A 17736-nucleotide genomic window follows, 5' to 3' on the forward strand; every position below is an offset into this window, starting at 1 on the left:
CCGTGGATGACCGTGTCAGACCGATGGCGCGCTGGTAGAAAGGGACCATGGCCGTGCGCACCCCTGATCCCGACCCCGCCGACGGCGAGGACCTGCCCGAGCCGGGCGATCTCGGCTTCGGGGACGCCGGTGGCTTCGGCGAGTCCGCCCTGTCGGGAAACCCCGCGTGGCTGAGCGAGTTCGAGCTGGCCGAGGCACGCCGCCGCCTGCCGATGCTCTACGTCGAGGCCATCCCGGTCCGCGCTGACGGCTCGGGACAGGTGACCGACATCGGGATCCTGCTGCGCGCCACACCGATGGGGGAGATCAAGCGCACGATCGTCTCGGGACGGGTGCGCTTCGGCGAGACGGTCCGCGACGCCCTGTTCCGCCACGTCGAGAACGACCTCGGCCCGATGGCGTTCCCCCTGCTGCCCGCGTCGCCGGTGCCCTTCACCGTCGCGGAGTACTTCCCGATCCCCGGCGTGAGCGCCTTTCACGACGACCGGCAGCACGCCGTGTCGCTGGCGTTCGTGGTGCCGGTGACCGGCACGTGCGAGCCGCGTCAGGACGCCCTGGAGGTGACCTGGTTCTCGCCTGAGGAGGCGGCGTCGGACGCGCTCGCGGCCGAGATGGAGGGCGGGCGGGGCACGCTGGTCCGCCAGGCCCTGGCGCACCTCGGCCTCTTGCGCTGAGCGCCGTCGCGTTCGGGGCTCGATCCGGGGAGGATCGCCGCGAAGACGCGCCCCGAAGCCCCGGAACGGACCCCGAACCCGCCGGACCGGGGGCCGACGGAGACCGGAGTCAGACCGACGTGAGCCGGGAGAGCGCGGCGACGAAGGCGTCGACGTCGGCCTCGGTCGTATCGAAGCTGCACATCCACCGGACCTCGTTGCGCGCGGCGTCCCAGTCGTAGAAGCGGAACGTCTCGCGCAGGCGGTCCGCGACGCCGTCCGGCAGGGTCGCGAAGACACCGTTGGACTGCGTGGCCTGCGTGAACGCGACGCCCCGGATGGATCCGTCGGCGATCCCCGCCTCGACCGCGCGGCGCAGGCGCTGGGCCATCGCGTTCGCGTGCCGGGCGTTGCGCAGCCACAGGTCGCCCTCCAGGAGGGCGACGAGCTGGGCCGACACGAAGCGCATCTTCGACGCCAGCTGCATGTTGAGCTTGCGTCCGTAGACGAGGCCGGAGGAGGCCTCGGGGTTCAGGATCACGACGGCCTCGCCGAGCATCGCGCCGTTCTTCGTGCCGCCGAAGCTCATCACGTCGACGCCGGCGTCGCGGGTGAACGCGCGCAGCGGAAGATCCAGCGCGGCGGCGGCGTTCGACGCCCGCGCGCCGTCCATGTGCAGCCGCATGCCGCGCTCGTGGGCGTGATCGGCCAGGGCGCGGATCTCCTCGACGCTGTACAGCGTGCCGAGCTCGGTCGACTGCGTGATGGAGACCACGAGCGGCTGCGCCCGGTGCTCGTCGCCCCAGCCCCAGGCCTCGCGGTCGACGAGCTCCGGGGTGAGCTTGCCGTCCTCCGTCGGGACCGTGAGGAGCTTGATCCCGCCGACCCGCTCCGGCGCCCCGCCCTCGTCGACGTTGATGTGCGCTGTGGCGGCGGCGATGACCGCGCCCCAGCGGGGGAGCATCGACTGCAGGCCCACGACGTTGGCGCCCGTGCCGTTGAAGACCGGGAACGCCTCGACGCCGTCGCCGAGGTGCGCGCGGAAAACCTCCTGCAGGCGGGTCGTGTACGCGTCCTCGCCGTAGGCGATCTGGTGGCCGTCGTTGGCCGCGGCGATGGCCGCAAGGACCTCGGGGTGGATGCCGGAGTAGTTGTCGGAGGCGAAGCCGCGCAGGGCCGTGTCGTGGAGCTGTTCGGTCACCGCTCAAGCTTACGCGGCGGCCGATCCGCTCCCGACCCTGGTGCGATGTCGGAGGCCGCGCGTACCCTCGTCGCCATGGACGCAACCTCCCCCGCAGCGCCCGCCCCGGATGCGGCGAAGACGCCGCTCACCGATGCGCAGCGACACGGCGTGCGCAGCTTCGTCCAGGTGCTCGTGAACACGATGGTCGCGAACGTCACCACCAGCTTCCTCTGGTTCGCGTTGACGTTCTGGGTGTATCTGGAGACGCAGAACGTCATGGCGACCGGGATCGTCGGCGGCGCGTACATGCTGCTCGTCGCGATCTTCTCGATGGTGTTCGGCACGATCGTCGACCGTCACCGCAAGCGCAGTGTGTTCCTCTTCTCCAGTGCGGTCACCGCGGTCGCGTTCGTCGCGGCGTGGCTCATCTACCTCTGGCAGCCGGAACGGGCGCTCCTGGACTTCGGCGGCCCCTGGTTCTGGCTGTTCGCCGGCATCATCCTCTTCGGCGCGGTGGTGGAGCAGATGCGCAACATCGCGCTGTCCACGACCGTCACGCTGCTGGTGCCCGTCGACCGGCACGCCAACGCCAACGGCTGGGTCGGCACGGTTCAGGGACTCGCGTTCATCGTCACGAGCGTGTTCAGCGGCCTCGCCATCGGATTCCTCGGGATGGGCGGGACGCTCGCGATCGCCGTGCTGTTCACCCTGGTCTCCCTCGTGCACATCGTGTTCGTGCGGATCCCCGAGAAGCAGCCGGAGGTGGACCCGAACGCGCCGAGCGCGCTGGACTTCCGCGGGAGCATCGCCGCGATCCGCGCCGTTCCCGGGCTGTTCGTCCTCCTGCTGTTCGCGATGTTCAACAACCTCGTCGGCGGCGTCTACATGGCGCTGATGGACCCCTACGGCCTGGAGCTCATGCCGGTGCAGTGGTGGGGCGTGATGCTCGCCGTGTCGTCCACGGGGTTCATCATCGGCGGGCTGGTCATCGCGGCGCGCGGCCTCGGCCGCAATCCGATCCGGACGATGCTGCTCCTGGTGATCGTCACCGGTGCCGTCGGGTCCCTGTTCGCGATCCGGGACTGGTGGGTCCTGTTCGGGATCGGCATGTGGATCTACATGATGCTCATCCCCGCGATCGAGGCGGCGGAGCAGACGGTGATCCAGAAGGTGGTGCCGTTCGAGCGGCAGGGGAGGGTCTTCGGATTCGCGTCGGCGATGGAGGCCTCCGCGGCGCCGGTCACGGCATTCCTCATCGCGCCGATCGCGCAGTACGTGATCATCCCCTACGTCGAGTCCCGGGAAGGCTCGGCCCACTGGGAGTGGCTGGTCGGCGTCGGGGACGCCCGCGGCATCGCGGTGATCTTCTTCTTCGCCGGGCTCGTCACGATCGGTCTCGGACTGATCGCCTTCACCACCCGGGCCTACCGGTCCGTGAGCGCCAGCTACGCCGAAGCGCCGGCGAGCGACCCGACCGCCGCGGACGACCGCGCACCGGGCGACGACACCGCGGAGGAGGCCGGTGCGGCGGAGACAGGCACGACGGAGGGCGAGGCCCCATCCGCCGGGGAAGCGGTCGGAACGCCGATCGTGGTGGCGCCGCCCGCGACGCGTGGCGGGCTGGTGACGCCGGACCCGGTCGACGGGCCGCCCGCCTCGGACACGCGGCGCCCCGGACCGGAGGCTTGACGACGACCGGCTCCCGCGGAAGCATGTGCGGGTGACGGACGACGAGCACGACCAGCCTCCGACCGCGAGCGCGTCGAGCGCGACACGCCACCGCCCCGCCGAGCAGCGGCACGCCGTCCTCTCCGCCGAGCGGCTGAAGGCGTTCGTGGACGCCGTGGTCGCGATCGCGATGACGCTGCTGATCCTCCCGCTCATGGAGAGCGTGATCGAGCTCGGCCGGGAGGGACGGACGGTCCCGGAATACCTCTCGGAGGAGAACGGCCAGCTCGTCAGCTTCGCGATGAGCTTCGTCCTGATCGCGGTGTCCTGGATCACCCATCATCGGGTCTTCGACCGGGTCGAGCGCACGACGAACGCGCTCGTCTGGCTTCAGGTCGCCTGGATGTTCACGATCGTCTGGCTTCCCGTGCCGACCGCGATGCTGGGGTCCATGGAGACCGACGCCGTGCAGAAGGTCCTCTACATCGGGACGCTCCTCGTGACCGCGCTGCTGATGCTCGCGACCCGGCTGTACCTTCGGGCGCACCCCGAGCTGCACAGGATCCCCGACGCCGCGCTCGCCGAGGGCGTCCGGGTGGAGATCGTGCTCTGCGCCCTGTTCGGGATCGCGCTGCTCGTCGCCGTGCTGATCCCGGCCGTCGGCTACTGGGCGATGTTCCTCATGGTGCTCTCCGCGCCGGCACAGGCGATCCTCGGCCGCCGGTCTGCGCGGGCGCAGCGCACGTCCGCCGGCGCGGGTGACGCGGGAAGAGCCCGCTGAGTCCACGGGAGCCGGCGCTCGGGCCGTGGGCGCCGCGGATCAGGCGATGTCGATGATGCGGTCGTTGAGGGCGTCGGCGTCCCGGTCCCAGAGCCCGGCGACCGCCGCGGCCAGCTCGTCGCGCACATCGTCGAGGCTGCGGACACGGAAAACGACCGCCGCGGCGCGCAGCGGCTCGCCCGCGTCGCGCGCAGCCTTGGCGAAGCCGTGGGCGACCGCGCGTGTCCACGCTTCGCTCGCCGCCTTGACCGCAGCGTAGTTCGCGCCGCCGGCGAGCGGGCGCGCCACGGCCGTCGAGGACACGATCGCGAAGCGGCCCGCGCCCGAGGCGCGCAGGTCCGCGTCGAACGCGCGGCTGACCACCCGGACCGCCGTGAACGACGCCTCCAGCGCCCGGTAGTCGGCCTCGGTCTGCCCCGCGAGGCCTCCGCCCCCGCGCCACCCGCCGACGAGCGGGATCACCGCGTCGACGTGGATGTCCTCGGCGGCGAGCCGCGTCGCGAGCCCGGCCACCTCGGCCTCGTTCGTCAGCCCGCAGACCTCCGTGCGCACCGGATGACCACCGACGGCCGCGGCGGCGAGCGCCTCGAGCTTCTGCGGGTCGCGGCCCACCGCGATCACCCGCGCCCCGGTCGTGACCAGGGCGCGGGCGACGGCCAGGCCCGCCGGGCTCGTCGCCCCCGCGAGGAGGACGACGCGCCCGGCGGCGCCGCGTGCGGTGTCAGTCATCCGTGCCGCGGATCCCGACCGTCGACTCGATGACCGGCTTCATCTTCTTGTCGAGCGTCTCGAAGAACATCGACAGCGGGAACTCGTCGTCCATCACCGCGTCGGTGTACCCCTTGGGGGCGCCCGCGAGGATCTCGTCGCTCAGGCCGCGCGCCCACTGCGACGCCGGGTGCGGGGTGAGCGTGCCGCGGACGAGCTCGTAGGCGGCCAGCCAGTGCGCGGTCTTCGGGCGGTCGATCGAGTGCCAGTACAGGTCGTCGATCGCGTCCCCGAGCGCCACGACCGCGTCGGGCACGTTCTCCCAGTCGAAGGCGAGGGCGGTGTCGGTCCAGTGCAGCACGCCGCGCTGGTGCAGCCACGCGAACAGCAGCTGGCCGCCGACCGCGTCGTAGTTGCGGGTGCGGTTGCCGGTGATCGCGAAGCGGAAGATGCGGTCGAAGATCACCGCGTACTGCACGAGGTGCGCGTAGTCGTGCATCTCCTGCTCGGTCTCGGTGAGCTGCTCGCCGGCGGCGACGCGCGCGTCGAACGCGCGCTCGATCTTCACCGACTCGCGGAAGGCCGTCATGTCGCAGCGCATCTCCTCGAGCGAGTAGAGGAAGAACGGCATCCGCTGCTTGATCATGAACGGATCGAACGGCAGGTCGCCGCGCATGTGCGTGCGGTCGTGGATGATGTCCCACATCACGAACGTCTTCTCGGTCGTCTGCTGGTCGTCGAGCATCGCGGCGGCGCGCTCGGGCAGGTCGAGGTTCGTGATCTCGCTGGCGGCGCGCACCACGCGGCGGTACCGGGCCGCCTCGCGGTCCTGGAAGATCACGCCCCACGTGAACGAGGGGATCTCGCGCATCGCGACGGTCTCCGGGAACAGCACCGCCGAGTTGGTGTCGTAGCCCGGGGTGAAGTCGACTAGGCGCAGCGAGACGAACAGCTTGTTGCCGTAGTCGCCCGCCTCCAGCTCGGCGATGAACTCCGGCCAGATGGTCTCGACGATCAGCGCCTCGACGAGGCGGTCGCTGGAGCCGTTCTGCGTGTACATCGGGAAGACGACGAGATGGCGGATGCCGTCGATGCGGTGCTGCTGCGGCTGGAAGGCCACCAGCGAGTCGAGGAAGTCGGGCACGCCGAAGCCCTCGTCGGCCCAGCGCTGGAAGTCCTTCACCGACGCGGCGAGGTAGTCGGCGTCGTGCGGGAAGGCCGGGGCGAGGGCGCGGATGCCGGCGATGATCGCGGCGACGTGGGCGCGCGCGGCCTCGTGGTCGGCGGCGTTCGGGATCGACCCGTCCTTGATCTGCAGGGGGCGGATCGCGATCGCGGCGTCCTTGAGAAGTGTCCACGCCGCCGAGCGCTCGGCGGTGGCGGCGTCCTCCACGACCTCGGGCTCGCCGATGATGGCCTGCGCGTGCATGGGGGAAGTGATGGACATCGGGACCTCCGATCGAGGATCATGCCGGAAATTTTCCGGCAGAAGCGGGTTGACGAGACTATTCTTCCATTCATGGATGATCCTGTCGACCTGTCGATCCTGGCCGCGATCTCTCGGGACGGTCGCGCCACGCTGGCCCAGCTCTCCGAGCAGGTGGGGTTGTCCGTCTCGGCGGTGCAGTCGCGGCTTCGCAAGCTGGAGTCGCGCGGGGTGATCGGCGGCTACCGCCCGATCGTCGACCCGGAGGCGGTGGGGCGTCCGCTCTCGGCGTTCATCGAGATCACCCCGCTGGATCCTGCCCAGCCCGACAACGCGCCCGAGCTCCTGGAGCACCTCGACGCGATCGAGGCGTGCCACTCGATCGCAGGCGACGCCAGCTACATGCTCTTCGTCCGGGTGCCCACGCCCCGCGCGCTGGAGCAGCTCGTCCGCGACATCCGCCTCGCCGCCAACGTGAGCACGCGCACCACCGTGGTCCTGCAGACCTTCTACGAGCACCGTCCGATCGTGCCCCAGGCGCCGGCCGGCGACTGACCCGGCCGATCGTCGGGCGGCGATCCCCGGCCCCGTAGGCTGGGCGCGAGGAGGGCGGATGACCCAGGGCACGACCGAGGGCCGGATCCATGGCACGACGGCGAGCGAGATCGCCGACAGCATCCGGGTGCGCATCGACACCGGCGCGCTGACGGCCGGCGACGCGCTGCCGACCGTGCGCGCCCTCGCCGAGGAGCTCGGCGTGAACCGGAACACGGTGTCGTCCGCCTACCGCTCTCTCGCCCGCGCCGGGGTCGTGACCAGTCGCGGCCGAGCCGGCACGGTGGTCGCCGGCGCCGTGCTCACCGAGGAGGAGGGCTTCGCCCGGGGAACGGTGCTGCGCGACATCGGCAGCGGCAATCCGGATCCGGATCTGCTGCCGCTGCCGGTCCTCTCGGAGCTCGACCTGCGCACGAGCGCCCTGTACGGCGAGGACCTCATCGATGCGGGGCTGCGGTCGTGGGCGACGCCGTGGCTCGCGCAGGCGCAGCTGCGGCCGTTCGAGCTGACCGTCACGTCGGGCGCGGTGGACGCCCTGGAGCGGCTCCTCGCGGCGAGTCTCGCGCACGGTGACGCGGTCGCCATGGAGGATCCCTGCTTCCTCTCCAGCATCAACGTGGTGAAGCTGGGCGGCTACCGGGCCGTCGGCATCCCCCTCGACGACGAGGGCATGACGGTCGACGGGCTGCGGGCCGCGCTCGACACGGGCGCCCGGGCGGTCGTCTGCACCCCGAGGGCCCACAACCCGACCGGGATCAGCCTCAGTGCGCGCCGTGCGGAGGAACTGCGCCGTGTCCTCGCCGCGTACCCCCACGTCCTCATCGTCGAGGACGACCACTACTCGCTCCTTTCCCGCCGTCCGTACCACTCGGTCGTCCCGGACGGGCATGCGCGGTGGGCGCTGGTGCGGTCCATGTCGAAGTTCCTGGGGCCGGATCTGCGCCTGGCGCTGCTCGCGAGCGACCCGGACACCGCCGTCCAGCTGCGAGCGCGGCTGTCTCCGGGGACGACCTGGGTGAGCCGGATCCTGCAGCGGGTCGCGGTCGGGATGCTGGATCATCCGGACACCCCCGCCGCGCTGGAACGAGCCGCGTCGCATTACGGCGCCCGGAACGACGCGCTGCGCGCCCTGCTCCGCGAGCGGGGGATCACGGCACGCGGAGACGACGGGCTGAACGTCTGGGTCGAGTGCGGCGTCGACGCGCGCGCCGTGTCGGAGGCCATGATGCGCCGCGGCTGGCTGGTCCGCACAGGCGGCGTCTTCCACCTCGAGCCCGACGAGTCCGCACCGGAGATCCGGCTGACGACGCACACCCTGGACGACGACGAGCTCCGCGCGCTCTCGGACGATCTGCGCGCCGCCATCGACGAGGCCCGCGCCCGCACCCGCCGCTGACTCGGCCGTCGACCCGGGGCTGGGCGCGTTTCGTCTCGGTGCTTCGCTCCTCGCTCAACGACCGGAGTGTTCGGTCGTTGAGCGAGCGGAGCGAGTCGAAACGCGGTGACCCGGGGCTGGGTGCGTTTCGTCTCGGTGCTTCGCTCCTCGCTCAACGACCGGGGGCGGGTGTTCGGTCGTTGAGCGAGCGGAGCGAGTCGAAACGCAGTGACCGGGGCTGGGCGCGGCACTCCTCCCTCAACGGCCGGTGGGGCAAAGGGGGCCGCACTAGGATTCCTGCGTGGCATCCTCGAAGCGCTCCCGCGCGGCGACCCCGTCGCGCCCGAAGACCTACTCCCGATCCGGCAATCCGGCCAAGCGTCCCGTCGCGGAGGCTCGTCCGGTGACCGTCGGCGACTGGATCGGCGCCGCCCGCCCCCGGACGCTGCCGCTCGCGATCGCCCCGGTGCTGATCGGCACGGGCGCGGCCCGGCTGAGCGATCCGGCCTTCCACTGGGTGATCGCTCTCGCATGCCTCGCGGTGGCGGTGCTGCTCCAGATCGGGGTCAACTTCGCCAACGACTACAGCGACGGCGTGCGCGGCACGGATGCGCACCGGGTCGGACCGGCCCGGCTGACGGCCTCCGGACGGGTCCCGGCGCGTGCGGTGCTCGTGGTCGCCCTGGTGTTCTTCGGCCTCGCGGCGATCGCCGGCCTGGCGATCGTCATCCGTACCCAGCAGTGGTGGATGATCGCCGTCGGCGCCGTCTGCATCGTCGCCGCCTGGTTCTACACCGGCGGGAAGCGGCCCTACGGCTACAACGCGCTGGGCGAGGTGTTCGTCTTCGTCTTCTTCGGCCTCGTCGCCACGCTCGGCACCACCTGGGTGCAGGTGCAGGACCTGCCGCAGGAGGCCTGGCTCGGCGCGGTCTGCGCCGGGCTGTTCGCCTGCGCCGTGCTCCTGGCCAACAACCTCCGCGACATCGACCAGGACCGCGTCGGGGGCAAGCGCACGCTCACCGTGGTCATCGGCCGGCGCGCGACGCAGATCCTCTACACGGCCTTCGCGATCCTGCCGTTCGCCGCCGTGGTGTACCTGGCGCTCTTCTACCCCATCGCGTGGCTGGCTCTGCTCGCGCTCCTCGCGATCCTGCCGGCCGTAGTGATCGTGTGGATGTACCGGGAGCCGAAGGAGCTGGTCGTGGCGCTGGCCCTGACCTCGCTCGGCGCGCTGGCCTACGCCGGCGGACTGTTCTGGGCCTTCATCGGCTGAGCGGACGGATCAGAGTCCGGCGCCCACGAGGGCCTCGCCCAGGGGTGTGCGCAGATGGAGCATGCGCGCGCCGTCGCGCCTGCTCTCCACGAGACCGGCGTCCCGCAGCACGGTGAGGTGGTGGGAGGCGGTCGACACGGCGATCCCCGTCTCGGCGGCCACCTGGCTCGTCGTCCGGGCGACATGACCGGACAGCAGGATCCGCGCCCGGACAGGACCGACCAGCGCTCCCAGCGCACCGGCCAGGTCCGCCGCATCCCGTGCCCATCCGGCGGTGACTCCGCGGGCGGGGTAGAACAGCGTGGGCTGCGCGGGCGGCTCCGTCAGCACCATGCACCCCCAGGACGACATGACCGAGGGCACGAGCACGAGGCCGCTTCCGCGACAGTCGACCTCCTCGCTGTGCCGGCGGAGGCGCACGCGGACCGCGTCGTCGCCCCAGCTGACGGCGGGATGGATGTCCGAGGCCATGGCGGCCAGCCCCGCCGAGGCCACGACGCGGGAACGCACGGCGATGTCGGCGCGCAGCAGCCGCTCCAGCTGCGGCCACACCGGGGCGAGGGCGGCCTCCCACACCTGTTCCCAGGCATCGGCGATGACCGCGCGAGCGCGCTCGGGACGCTCCTGCATGCGCCGGAGCGCGTCCTGGCGACGTCCGCTGGAACGGATCACCATCTTGCCGAGATCCACGCGCATTCCGGCGAGGGGCGCCTCCCTCAGGGCGGCGAGCTCGTCGGCGGGCGTCATGTCCCAGCGGGCGGCGGCCGTGAGGAAGTCGGGCATGTAGCCGTCCGCGCCGATCACGTGCACGAGCACGGCGAACGGCTCCGGCGGCAACCGGTCGCGCACCTGACGCAGCCATCCCCACTGCAGGGGATGGTCCTCGGGGCGGACGAGGATGCGGACGGCGTGGGCCAGCTCGTGCCCCGGGGAGATGCCGAATCGCACGGCCTGGAGGTCGCCGGGTCCGAGGTGGAAGTCGACGTGATGCGGAGAGTCCGAGTTTCGATCCACATCGAAACTCTACGACGACCACCCGGTCGCGGGAAGAGTGGCCTCGCGGCCGCGGAGACGGCCCCGAACGAGGAGAGAGGAACACGATGACGCACACCATCGCAGACCCGATCGTGCCCCCCGAGCGGATCGGGATCGGCACCCGCGCGAGCCGTCGTTTCGAGGGCAGCCAGCACGGGGCGGGGATCTCCTACTTCTACGTGGAGAACGAGCCCGGCGAGGGCCCCGGGCTGCACTGGCACCCCTACCCGGAGACGTGGGTCGTGATCGAGGGAGAGGCGGAGTTCACGGTCGGCGCGGAGACGTTCCGCGGCTCCGCGGGCGACACCGCGACCGGTCCCGCACACGTCCCGCACCGGTTCGTGAACGTCGGCACCGGCACCCTGCGGATCCTCGGGATCCACGCCTCCGACACCATCGTCCAGACGTTCCTGGACGAGAACGACTGACCCCATTCCCAAGGAGAGAAGCATGTCCTTTCAGGCATACCTGGACACCATCGAGACCAAGACCGGTCTGACGCCGAGGCAGCTCGTCGAGCGCGCCGCGGAACGGGGCTTCGGGCCCGGTACTAAGGCCGGGCCGATCCTCGACTGGCTGAAGGCGGACTACGACCTCGGCCGCGGACACGGCATGGCGCTCGTCCACGTGATCACCAAAGGCCCGCGGATCAGCGACGCGCACGTCGGCCGCGGCGGCTCGCACGGCGACGCCTCCGACACGCTCTGGCTCGACGGACAGGCGACGAACCCGCACGTGTCCGCGCGGAAGGGAACCGGCCGATGACCGTGCGCGCCGACCTCAACATCTCCCTCGACGGCTTCGCGTCGACGACGGACCAGACCCCGGAGAACCCGATGGGCGAGGACTGGTTCCGGCTCGTCGAGGCGTACGCCGCGACGAGGACCATGCGCCGGCGTGTGTTCGGCGACGAGTCCGGGGCGGGGACGACCGGTGTGGACGAGAAGTACGCGGCGGCGTACTTCACCGGCGTCGGGGCCGAGATCATGGGCGCCGGGATGTTCGGGCTGCACGCCCATCCCGACGATCCGGACTGGCGCGGGTGGTGGGGCGAGGAGCCGCCGTTCCACGTCCCCGTGTTCGTGCTCACGCATCGTCCGCGCCCGGACCTCGAGATGCGCGGAGGCACCACGTTCCATTTCGTCGACCTGTCGCCCAAGGACGCGCTCGCCCGGGCGCAGGAGGCGGCCGGCGACGCGGACGTGCGCATCGGCGGGGGAGTCCGGACCGTGCGCGCGTTCCTGGCGGAGGGGCTCGTGGACCAGCTGCACGTCGGGATCGCGCCGATCCTGCTCGGCAGGGGACTGCGGCTCTGGGACGATCTGCGCGGGCTCGAGTCCGACTATGCGGTGCGCAGCGAGACGGCCGAGAGCGGCACGATCCACGTCACGTTCCGTCGTCGCTGACCGCGACGACGCGGCGGGACGCAGACGCGGACGGATGCGGCGTCGCCACGGCGGATCACCGCTCGCCGGCGGCGTCGTCCTCCACGTCCTCGTCGCTGCGTCGGTTCTCCCGGTCGCTGCGGCGCTCGTAGATCTCACGGGACGCGTTCGACAGCGGGGCGCGCAGGAACAGCAGGGAGATGCTGATGCCGATCAACGCCGCGAACAGCACCGCGAGCCACCAGAACTCCCGGAAGATCGGGAAGAAGAACCAGAGGATGCCCAGCGGCACCAGGAACGCGAGCAGCCGCAGCACGGAGTACACGAGCAGGGGCGGGAGCTTCACCGTGCCAGTCTACGAAAAGCGCTGAGGCGTCCGCTGTGAGCGACCGGGCCCGGTCACAGCTGGGCGACGATCCGTCGTTCCCGCCCCGACACGGAGCTGCGCCTCAGGCGTCATGCCTACACTGAAAGGGTGGCGCGGTTTCTCGTGATCGGCGGCATCCTTGCCGCCTTCTTCTGGATCTACAGCATCGTCGACTGCTCCGTTCAGCCGGCGACGCGCCACCGGGGCGTGTCCAAGGGCGCATGGATCGCGATCGTCGTGCTCATCCCCGTGATCGGCGGGATCCTGTGGTTCGTCATCGGGCGCGCCCGGCCGGGCTCCTCTCCCCGGGGCGACCTGTTCGTGCCGCTCGACAACGATCCCGCGCACCTGCGGCGGATCAGCGAGGCGGAGCAGGAGCGCCGCATCCGCGCTCTCGAGGAGGAGCTCGCCCGCCTGGACGAGCCGCGCGACCCCGACGCGGGAGCCGGCACGGGCGCGGGCGAGCGTCCGTGACCGACGCGGCGTCCCGGTCCGCGTCGCCCGCCGCCACCGCCTCACTGGCGCTGCTGGAGGGACTGGTCGCGCGCGGCGTGCGCGACGTCGTGCTCTCCCCGGGCTCCCGCTCCCAGGCGCTCGCGCTCGCCGCGTCCGCGCTCGCCCGCACCGGGGCGCTGCGCGTGCACGTGCGCATCGACGAGCGGGTGGCCGGGTTCACCGGCCTCGGCATCGCCCGGGAGACCGGGCTTCCCGTCGCCCTCGTGTGCACGTCGGGCACGGCGGCGGCCGGGTTCCTCCCCGCGGCCATGGAGGCCTTCCACGCGGGCGTGCCGCTGATCCTGCTCACCGCGGATCGCCCGCCGGAGCTGCGTGGCGTGGGCGCCAACCAGGCGACGACCCAGCCGGGGATGTACCGCGCGTGGGTGCGCCTCGAGGTCGATGCCCCGGTACCCGCCGACGACACGGATCCGACGGTGTTCCCGGCGCTGGCCGCGGACGCGGTCGACGCGGCGACCGGTGCCGCCGGCGAGGGGCTGGCCGGCGTCGCCGGTCCCGTGCACCTGAACCTCCCCTTCCGCGAACCGCTCTCCGCGCCGGTCGAGCCGACCCGGGATCGCGGGCGGGCGGCGGAGCCCCCGGCCCCGGGGCCGGCGGGTCGCGGTCCGGCGGCGTCCGAGGAGGCCGCGCACGTCCTCGCACGCGGCCCGCGCACGGTCGTGATCGCCGGGGCGGATGCGGGTCCCGACGCCGAGGAGATCGCGCACCGTGGCGGCTGGCCGCTGATCGCGGAGGTCGTCAGCGGGGCGCGGTTCGGCCGGCAGATCGTCCACGGGTACCGGGCGCTGCTGCGGGACCCCGCCCTGGGCGGACGGGTGGAGCGGGCCGTGGTCCTCGGGCACCCCACCCTCAGCCGCGAGGTGCCCGCGCTGCTGGCCCGCGAGGACGTCGAGGTGGTCGCGGTGCGGCGCGGCGGCGAGCGCCTGGATCTCTCCGGCGGGCGCGGCGGCAGCCACGCCCGCGACGTCGCCGCGGTGTCGGTGGCCCCCGGGGCGGTCGACCGGGAGTGGCTCGGCGCGTGGATGCGCGCCTCGGCGGACGCGGTCGTGGACCTCGATGCGCCCGCCCCGGATCAGGCGGGGCTGTTCTCCACGGACGCCGCCGCCCGGCTGGGCGCGGTGCGGGCCGAGCTCGACGCCGTCCGCCGCCCCCTGGACCGCGAGCTTCTCGTGGACGCGGTCTGGCGCGCGACCTGGCCGCACGACCGGCTGATGTTCGGGTCGTCCCGACTGGTGCGGGTCGCGGACGCGGTGCTCGGAGGCAAGCGCGTCCCCGTGCACGCCAACCGGGGCCTCGCGGGGATCGACGGCACGATCGCCACCGCCACCGGGATCGCCCTCGCGAGCCAGGCGGCGGGGGCCGCCGGTGTCACGCGCGTGCTCCTCGGCGACCTGGCGTTCCTGCACGACGTCGGCGCGCTCCTGCTGCCCGCCGACGAGCCCGCGCCGCGGATCCAGGTCGTCGTCGGAAACGACGGCGGAGGCACCATCTTCGACGGTCTGGAGGTGGCCGCGTCGGCGCCCGCCGCGGATCTGGACCGCGTCTTCTACACGCCGCAGACCACCGGTCTCGAACACCTGGCCGCCGCTTACGGCTGGGACTACCGGCGCATCACGACCCGCCCGACGCTTGACCAGGCGCTGACCGCCCCGGTCTCCGGTCCTCAGCTGATCGAGGTGCCGCTCCCGCGCTGACCCCGCGGGCGCCCGTGGGTGCCCCTCCCGGTCGTTGAGCGAGGAGCGCAGCGACGAGACGAAACGCGGTGGCCCCTTTCCGGTCGTTGAGCGAGGAGCGCAGCGACGAGACGAAACGCGGCGATCCGGGTCCGCGGTGTGCGTGCGGTCCGCTGCGCGATGGCCTCGTCCGTCGCGCGGTCCCCCGCCGTCCTTCTGTCGGCTCCCGCCGGGCCTGATGCCAGCGCGTCGGACGAGGCCATCGCTCCGCTCGGCTCCGGGGTGCCCCTTACCGGTCGTTGAGCGAGGAGCGCAGCGACGAGACGAAACGCGGTGACCGAACCTCGCCGACGGCGCGGTACGGGATCCGTGACGGTGTCGGGCGGGACCGGCATGATGGGTCCATGGCCACGCACGCATCGCACTGGAGCGCTCCCGCCGCCGAGATCCTCCGAGTGGAGCCGGGTGTCCGACTCGCCGACATCGATCCCGACGCCCATCCGGGCTTCGACGGGGACAAGGCGGCCGGCGCGGCGGAACTGGAGCTGCGCCGTGAGCGCCTCGGCGAGCTGCAGGAGCGACTCTTCGCCGAGAGCGTCGCGGGCGAGGCCCACGACGCCGTGCTGCTCGTGCTCCAGGCGATGGACTCGGCGGGCAAGGGCGGCATCGTCCGTCACGTCGTCGGCGGCGTGGATCCGCAGGGCGTCGAACTGGCCGCGTTCAAGGCGCCGACGGCGGAGGAGCGGGCCCACGACTTCCTGTGGCGCATCGAGAAGCGCCTGCCGCGCCACGGGTACATCGGCGTGTTCGACCGCTCGCACTACGAGGACGTGCTGATCGGCCGGGTGCGCCACCTCGCGGACGACGCCGAGATCGAACGGCGGTACGGGGCGATCCGGGACTTCGAGGAGCGCGTCGCGGCGACCGGCACCCGCATCGTGAAGGTGATGCTGCACATCGGGGCCGACGAGCAGAAACAGCGCCTCATGGAGCGGCTGGACCGTCCCGACAAGCACTGGAAGTTCAACCCCGGCGACGTGGACGAGCGCATGCTCTGGGACGACTACATGGCCGCGTACGAGACGGTCTTCGCGCGCACCTCGTCGGATGCCGCCCCCTGGCACGTGGTCCCGGCCAATCGCAAGTGGTATGCCCGGCTGGCCGTCCAGGAGCTGCTCATCTCCGCACTCGAGGACATCGACCCGCAGTGGCCCGTGGCGGACTTCGACGTCGCCGCGGAACGCGCTCGCCTCGCAGCGACGTGACCCGGGATCCGGCGATGGACGAGCCCTCGACGGAGCCGGGCGTCGTGGTGCGTCCCGCCGAACGCGACGACGTGGACGCGCTCGTCATGCTCCGCGCCGAGATGTTCCTGGCGATCGGCGCCGCAGGTGCGGAGGAACCGGGGTGGCGTCGGGCGGCGCGGGACTGGTTCCTCGTGCACGTCGACGATCCCGCGGTGTGCATCGCGGTGGTCGAGGAGGAGGGCGCCGTCGTCTCCGTCGCGATCGGCGTGCGGGAGGACGGCATCCCATCCCCGGGCGGCGACGGCTCCCGCGTCCATCTCTCGAACGTCTCGACCCTTCCCCACGCGCGGCATCGAGGACATGCCCGTCGAGCCGTCGCGTCGGTCCTGGAGTGGGCGGACGGCCAGGCGGTCGCGCGCACGGAGCTGTTCGCGACCGAGGAAGGGCGTCCGCTCTACGCGTCGTTCGGGTTCCGGGTGCACCCCTTCCCGTCGATGCGGCGTCCCCGGCCCTGAGGGCCGGCGGACGGCGCCGCGTCAGGCCAGCGCGTCCACGATCGGGCGGAACTTCACGCGGGTCTCCAGCAGTTCGGTCTCCGGATCGCTGCCGGCGACGATCCCGGCGCCGGCGTAGGCGGTGATCGGGATGGTCCCGGCGTGCGCGTCGCTCTCGTCGATCTGCGCGCAGCGCAGCGCGATCGCCCATTCGCCGTCGCCGTCGCCGTCGATCCATCCGACGGGCCCGGCGTAGCGTCCCCGGTCGAACGGCTCGAGGCGGCGGATCGCGTCCATCGCGAGGTCGGTGGGCGTCCCCGCCACGGCGGCGGTCGGGTGCAGCGCCCCGACGAGGTCGAGCGCGGATCCGCCGTCGGACAGCTCGCCCTCCACGTCGGTCGCGAGGTGGAACAGGTTGGGCAGCTTGAGCATGAACGGCTGGTCGCTCGCGGCGAGCGCCCGGGTGTGCGGACGCAGCGACGCGAGCACGCTCTGCACGGCGTACGCGTGCTCGTCGAGATCCTTGGTGCTGGAGGCGAGGTGGGCGGACGCGGCGGTGTCGGCGTCCGCGTCGGCTCCGCGGCCGATCGTCCCCGCCAGCACGCGTGCGGTCACGGTGCGCTCGTGCACCGTGACGAGCGTCTCCGGGCTCGCCCCGATCATGCCGTCGACGGCATACGTCCAGGTGTCGGGGTACCCGGTCGCGAGGGCGCGGACGAGGCGGCGCACGTCCGATCCCGCGGGGATCGTGCCGATCAGGTCCCGGGCGAGGACGGCCTTCTGGTATCGGCCGCCCACGATCTCCGACACCGCTCGGCGGACGGAGTCCTGGTAGCCCTGCGGTCCTTGCGCGCCCGGGCCGAGGGTTGCGGACCAGTGCGGTCCGTTCTCCCGCGGGGAGGGGGCGTCCGCGGCGCCGTCGGCGTCGGGGGCGTCGGCGTCGGTGATGCGCGTGAGCCAGGTGCGTCCGGCATGGCGGCCGATGACCGCCTCCGGGACCAGGATCACGCTGTCGCGCGCCGAGCGTCCGTCGAACACGAGCGCGCCGAACCCGACCAGGCCGGTGCCCGGGATGCGCAGCGGGTCGTCGACCCGGGCGCCCTCGGACAGCGTGCGCCACTGCGCCGCGAGCTCCGCGGCGCGCTCGCCGGCGGTCCCCGCCGACACGCGGAGGACGCGCGCGACACCCGCGCCGACGGCGACGATCCCGTCTCCGCGGCGCAGCCAGGCGATCGGCGTCGTCGGGTCCGCGTACGCCAGAAGATCCTCGACGGGATCGATCTCCCGGGTCGTCACGACCAGACCACTGCTCACCCGTCCAGCCTATTCCGCAGGCGTCGCCCTCGCGGTCGCCGGGATCGTTGCCCTGCCGCCGCGTCCGGCGGACGACGGGCCGG

General features: G+C 72.4%; 19 protein-coding genes. 13 read left to right on the forward strand and 6 right to left on the reverse strand.

Going from position 1 to position 17736, the window contains the following annotated elements; translation table 11 throughout:
* Positions 1 to 47: 47 nt before the first annotated feature.
* A complete protein-coding gene (locus tag K8F61_RS16875; protein WP_231819988.1) occupies positions 48 to 674 on the forward strand; it encodes an NUDIX hydrolase family protein in 627 nt (208 codons plus the stop codon).
* 109 nt (positions 675 to 783) lie between these two features.
* On the opposite strand, the gene K8F61_RS16880 is transcribed toward K8F61_RS16875, so the two are convergent.
* Complete coding sequence (locus K8F61_RS16880; RefSeq protein ID WP_231819989.1) at positions 784 to 1854, reverse strand: threonine aldolase family protein; 1071 nt, start codon at positions 1852 to 1854, stop codon at positions 784 to 786.
* Between the two features lie 75 nt (positions 1855 to 1929).
* Between K8F61_RS16880 and K8F61_RS16885 the strand changes: the two genes are divergently transcribed.
* Positions 1930 to 3525, forward strand: a complete 1596-nt coding sequence (locus K8F61_RS16885) for an MFS transporter (RefSeq protein ID WP_418888053.1) — start codon at positions 1930 to 1932, stop codon at positions 3523 to 3525.
* Positions 3526 to 3556: 31 nt separating this feature from the next.
* On the forward strand, positions 3557 to 4285 hold the full coding sequence (locus K8F61_RS16890) for a TMEM175 family protein (protein ID WP_231819990.1): 729 nt from the start codon (positions 3557 to 3559) through the stop codon (positions 4283 to 4285).
* 39 nt (positions 4286 to 4324) lie between these two features.
* On the opposite strand, the gene K8F61_RS16895 is transcribed toward K8F61_RS16890, so the two are convergent.
* Both K8F61_RS16895 and K8F61_RS16900 read right to left on the reverse strand, forming a co-directional pair.
* Positions 4325 to 5014: an SDR family NAD(P)-dependent oxidoreductase gene (locus K8F61_RS16895; RefSeq protein ID WP_231819991.1), complete on the reverse strand. Its 690-nt coding sequence runs from the start codon at positions 5012 to 5014 to the stop codon at positions 4325 to 4327.
* The gene (locus K8F61_RS16900; protein ID WP_231819992.1) at positions 5007 to 6440 is read right to left on the reverse strand and encodes a DUF6421 family protein; all 1434 of its coding nucleotides are present in this window, start codon (positions 6438 to 6440) and stop codon (positions 5007 to 5009) included. Before K8F61_RS16900 ends, K8F61_RS16895 begins: the two co-directional genes overlap by 8 nt.
* Before the next feature lie 72 nt (positions 6441 to 6512).
* Between K8F61_RS16900 and K8F61_RS16905 the strand changes: the two genes are divergently transcribed.
* The 3 genes from K8F61_RS16905 to K8F61_RS16915 all read left to right on the forward strand — a co-directional run bounded on the left by K8F61_RS16905 (position 6513) and on the right by K8F61_RS16915 (position 9622).
* Entirely contained in the window at positions 6513 to 6974 is a 462-nt protein-coding gene (locus K8F61_RS16905) for an Lrp/AsnC family transcriptional regulator (protein WP_067248654.1), read from the forward strand.
* Between the two features lie 58 nt (positions 6975 to 7032).
* Positions 7033 to 8370, forward strand: a complete 1338-nt coding sequence (locus K8F61_RS16910; protein ID WP_231819993.1) for an aminotransferase class I/II-fold pyridoxal phosphate-dependent enzyme — start codon at positions 7033 to 7035, stop codon at positions 8368 to 8370.
* A gap of 280 nt (positions 8371 to 8650) precedes the next feature.
* The gene (locus K8F61_RS16915; RefSeq protein ID WP_231819994.1) at positions 8651 to 9622 is read left to right on the forward strand and encodes a 1,4-dihydroxy-2-naphthoate polyprenyltransferase; all 972 of its coding nucleotides are present in this window, start codon (positions 8651 to 8653) and stop codon (positions 9620 to 9622) included.
* Positions 9623 to 9631: 9 nt separating this feature from the next.
* Here K8F61_RS16915 and K8F61_RS16920 read toward each other — a convergent pair whose 3' ends face one another.
* Positions 9632 to 10636, reverse strand: coding sequence for an ArsR/SmtB family transcription factor (locus K8F61_RS16920; protein ID WP_219085543.1), 1005 nt, complete (start codon positions 10634 to 10636; stop codon positions 9632 to 9634).
* Between the two features lie 86 nt (positions 10637 to 10722).
* On the opposite strand from K8F61_RS16920, the gene K8F61_RS16925 reads away from it, so the two are divergent.
* The 3 genes from K8F61_RS16925 to K8F61_RS16935 are packed head-to-tail and all read left to right on the forward strand — an operon-like array spanning position 10723 to position 12063.
* Positions 10723 to 11085: a cupin domain-containing protein gene (locus K8F61_RS16925; RefSeq protein ID WP_231819995.1), complete on the forward strand. Its 363-nt coding sequence runs from the start codon at positions 10723 to 10725 to the stop codon at positions 11083 to 11085.
* 22 nt (positions 11086 to 11107) lie between these two features.
* The gene (locus K8F61_RS16930) at positions 11108 to 11422 is read left to right on the forward strand and encodes a DUF4287 domain-containing protein (RefSeq protein ID WP_067248637.1); all 315 of its coding nucleotides are present in this window, start codon (positions 11108 to 11110) and stop codon (positions 11420 to 11422) included.
* Positions 11419 to 12063, forward strand: coding sequence for a dihydrofolate reductase family protein (locus K8F61_RS16935; protein WP_231819996.1), 645 nt, complete (start codon positions 11419 to 11421; stop codon positions 12061 to 12063). The genes K8F61_RS16930 and K8F61_RS16935 overlap by 4 nt, the downstream gene beginning before the upstream one ends.
* A 55-nt stretch (positions 12064 to 12118) precedes the next feature.
* Here K8F61_RS16935 and K8F61_RS16940 read toward each other — a convergent pair whose 3' ends face one another.
* Positions 12119 to 12388 carry a DUF4229 domain-containing protein gene (locus tag K8F61_RS16940; RefSeq protein ID WP_067248629.1) on the reverse strand — a complete coding sequence of 90 codons (270 nt, stop codon included), beginning with the start codon at positions 12386 to 12388 and terminating at the stop codon, positions 12119 to 12121.
* A 129-nt stretch (positions 12389 to 12517) separates the two neighbouring features.
* Between K8F61_RS16940 and K8F61_RS16945 the strand changes: the two genes are divergently transcribed.
* The 4 genes from K8F61_RS16945 (at position 12518) to K8F61_RS16960 (ending at position 16360) form a co-directional block, all read left to right on the forward strand.
* The gene (locus K8F61_RS16945) at positions 12518 to 12883 is read left to right on the forward strand and encodes a PLD nuclease N-terminal domain-containing protein (RefSeq protein ID WP_219085540.1); all 366 of its coding nucleotides are present in this window, start codon (positions 12518 to 12520) and stop codon (positions 12881 to 12883) included.
* Positions 12880 to 14619, forward strand: coding sequence for a 2-succinyl-5-enolpyruvyl-6-hydroxy-3-cyclohexene-1-carboxylic-acid synthase (gene menD, locus K8F61_RS16950; protein WP_231819997.1), 1740 nt, complete (start codon positions 12880 to 12882; stop codon positions 14617 to 14619). The genes K8F61_RS16945 and menD overlap by 4 nt, the downstream gene beginning before the upstream one ends.
* Positions 14620 to 15002: 383 nt before the next feature.
* Positions 15003 to 15863 carry a polyphosphate kinase 2 family protein gene (locus tag K8F61_RS16955; RefSeq protein WP_231819998.1) on the forward strand — a complete coding sequence of 287 codons (861 nt, stop codon included), beginning with the start codon at positions 15003 to 15005 and terminating at the stop codon, positions 15861 to 15863.
* A 14-nt stretch (positions 15864 to 15877) separates the two neighbouring features.
* Entirely contained in the window at positions 15878 to 16360 is a 483-nt protein-coding gene (locus tag K8F61_RS16960; RefSeq protein WP_231819999.1) for a GNAT family N-acetyltransferase, read from the forward strand.
* Between the two features lie 21 nt (positions 16361 to 16381).
* On the opposite strand, the gene K8F61_RS16965 is transcribed toward K8F61_RS16960, so the two are convergent.
* The gene (locus K8F61_RS16965) at positions 16382 to 17653 is read right to left on the reverse strand and encodes an isochorismate synthase (RefSeq protein WP_231820000.1); all 1272 of its coding nucleotides are present in this window, start codon (positions 17651 to 17653) and stop codon (positions 16382 to 16384) included.
* Positions 17654 to 17736 lie beyond the last annotated feature (83 nt).

It is taken from the genome of Microbacterium resistens (assembly GCF_021172025.1).
Lineage (GTDB): Bacteria > Actinomycetota > Actinomycetes > Actinomycetales > Microbacteriaceae > Microbacterium > Microbacterium resistens.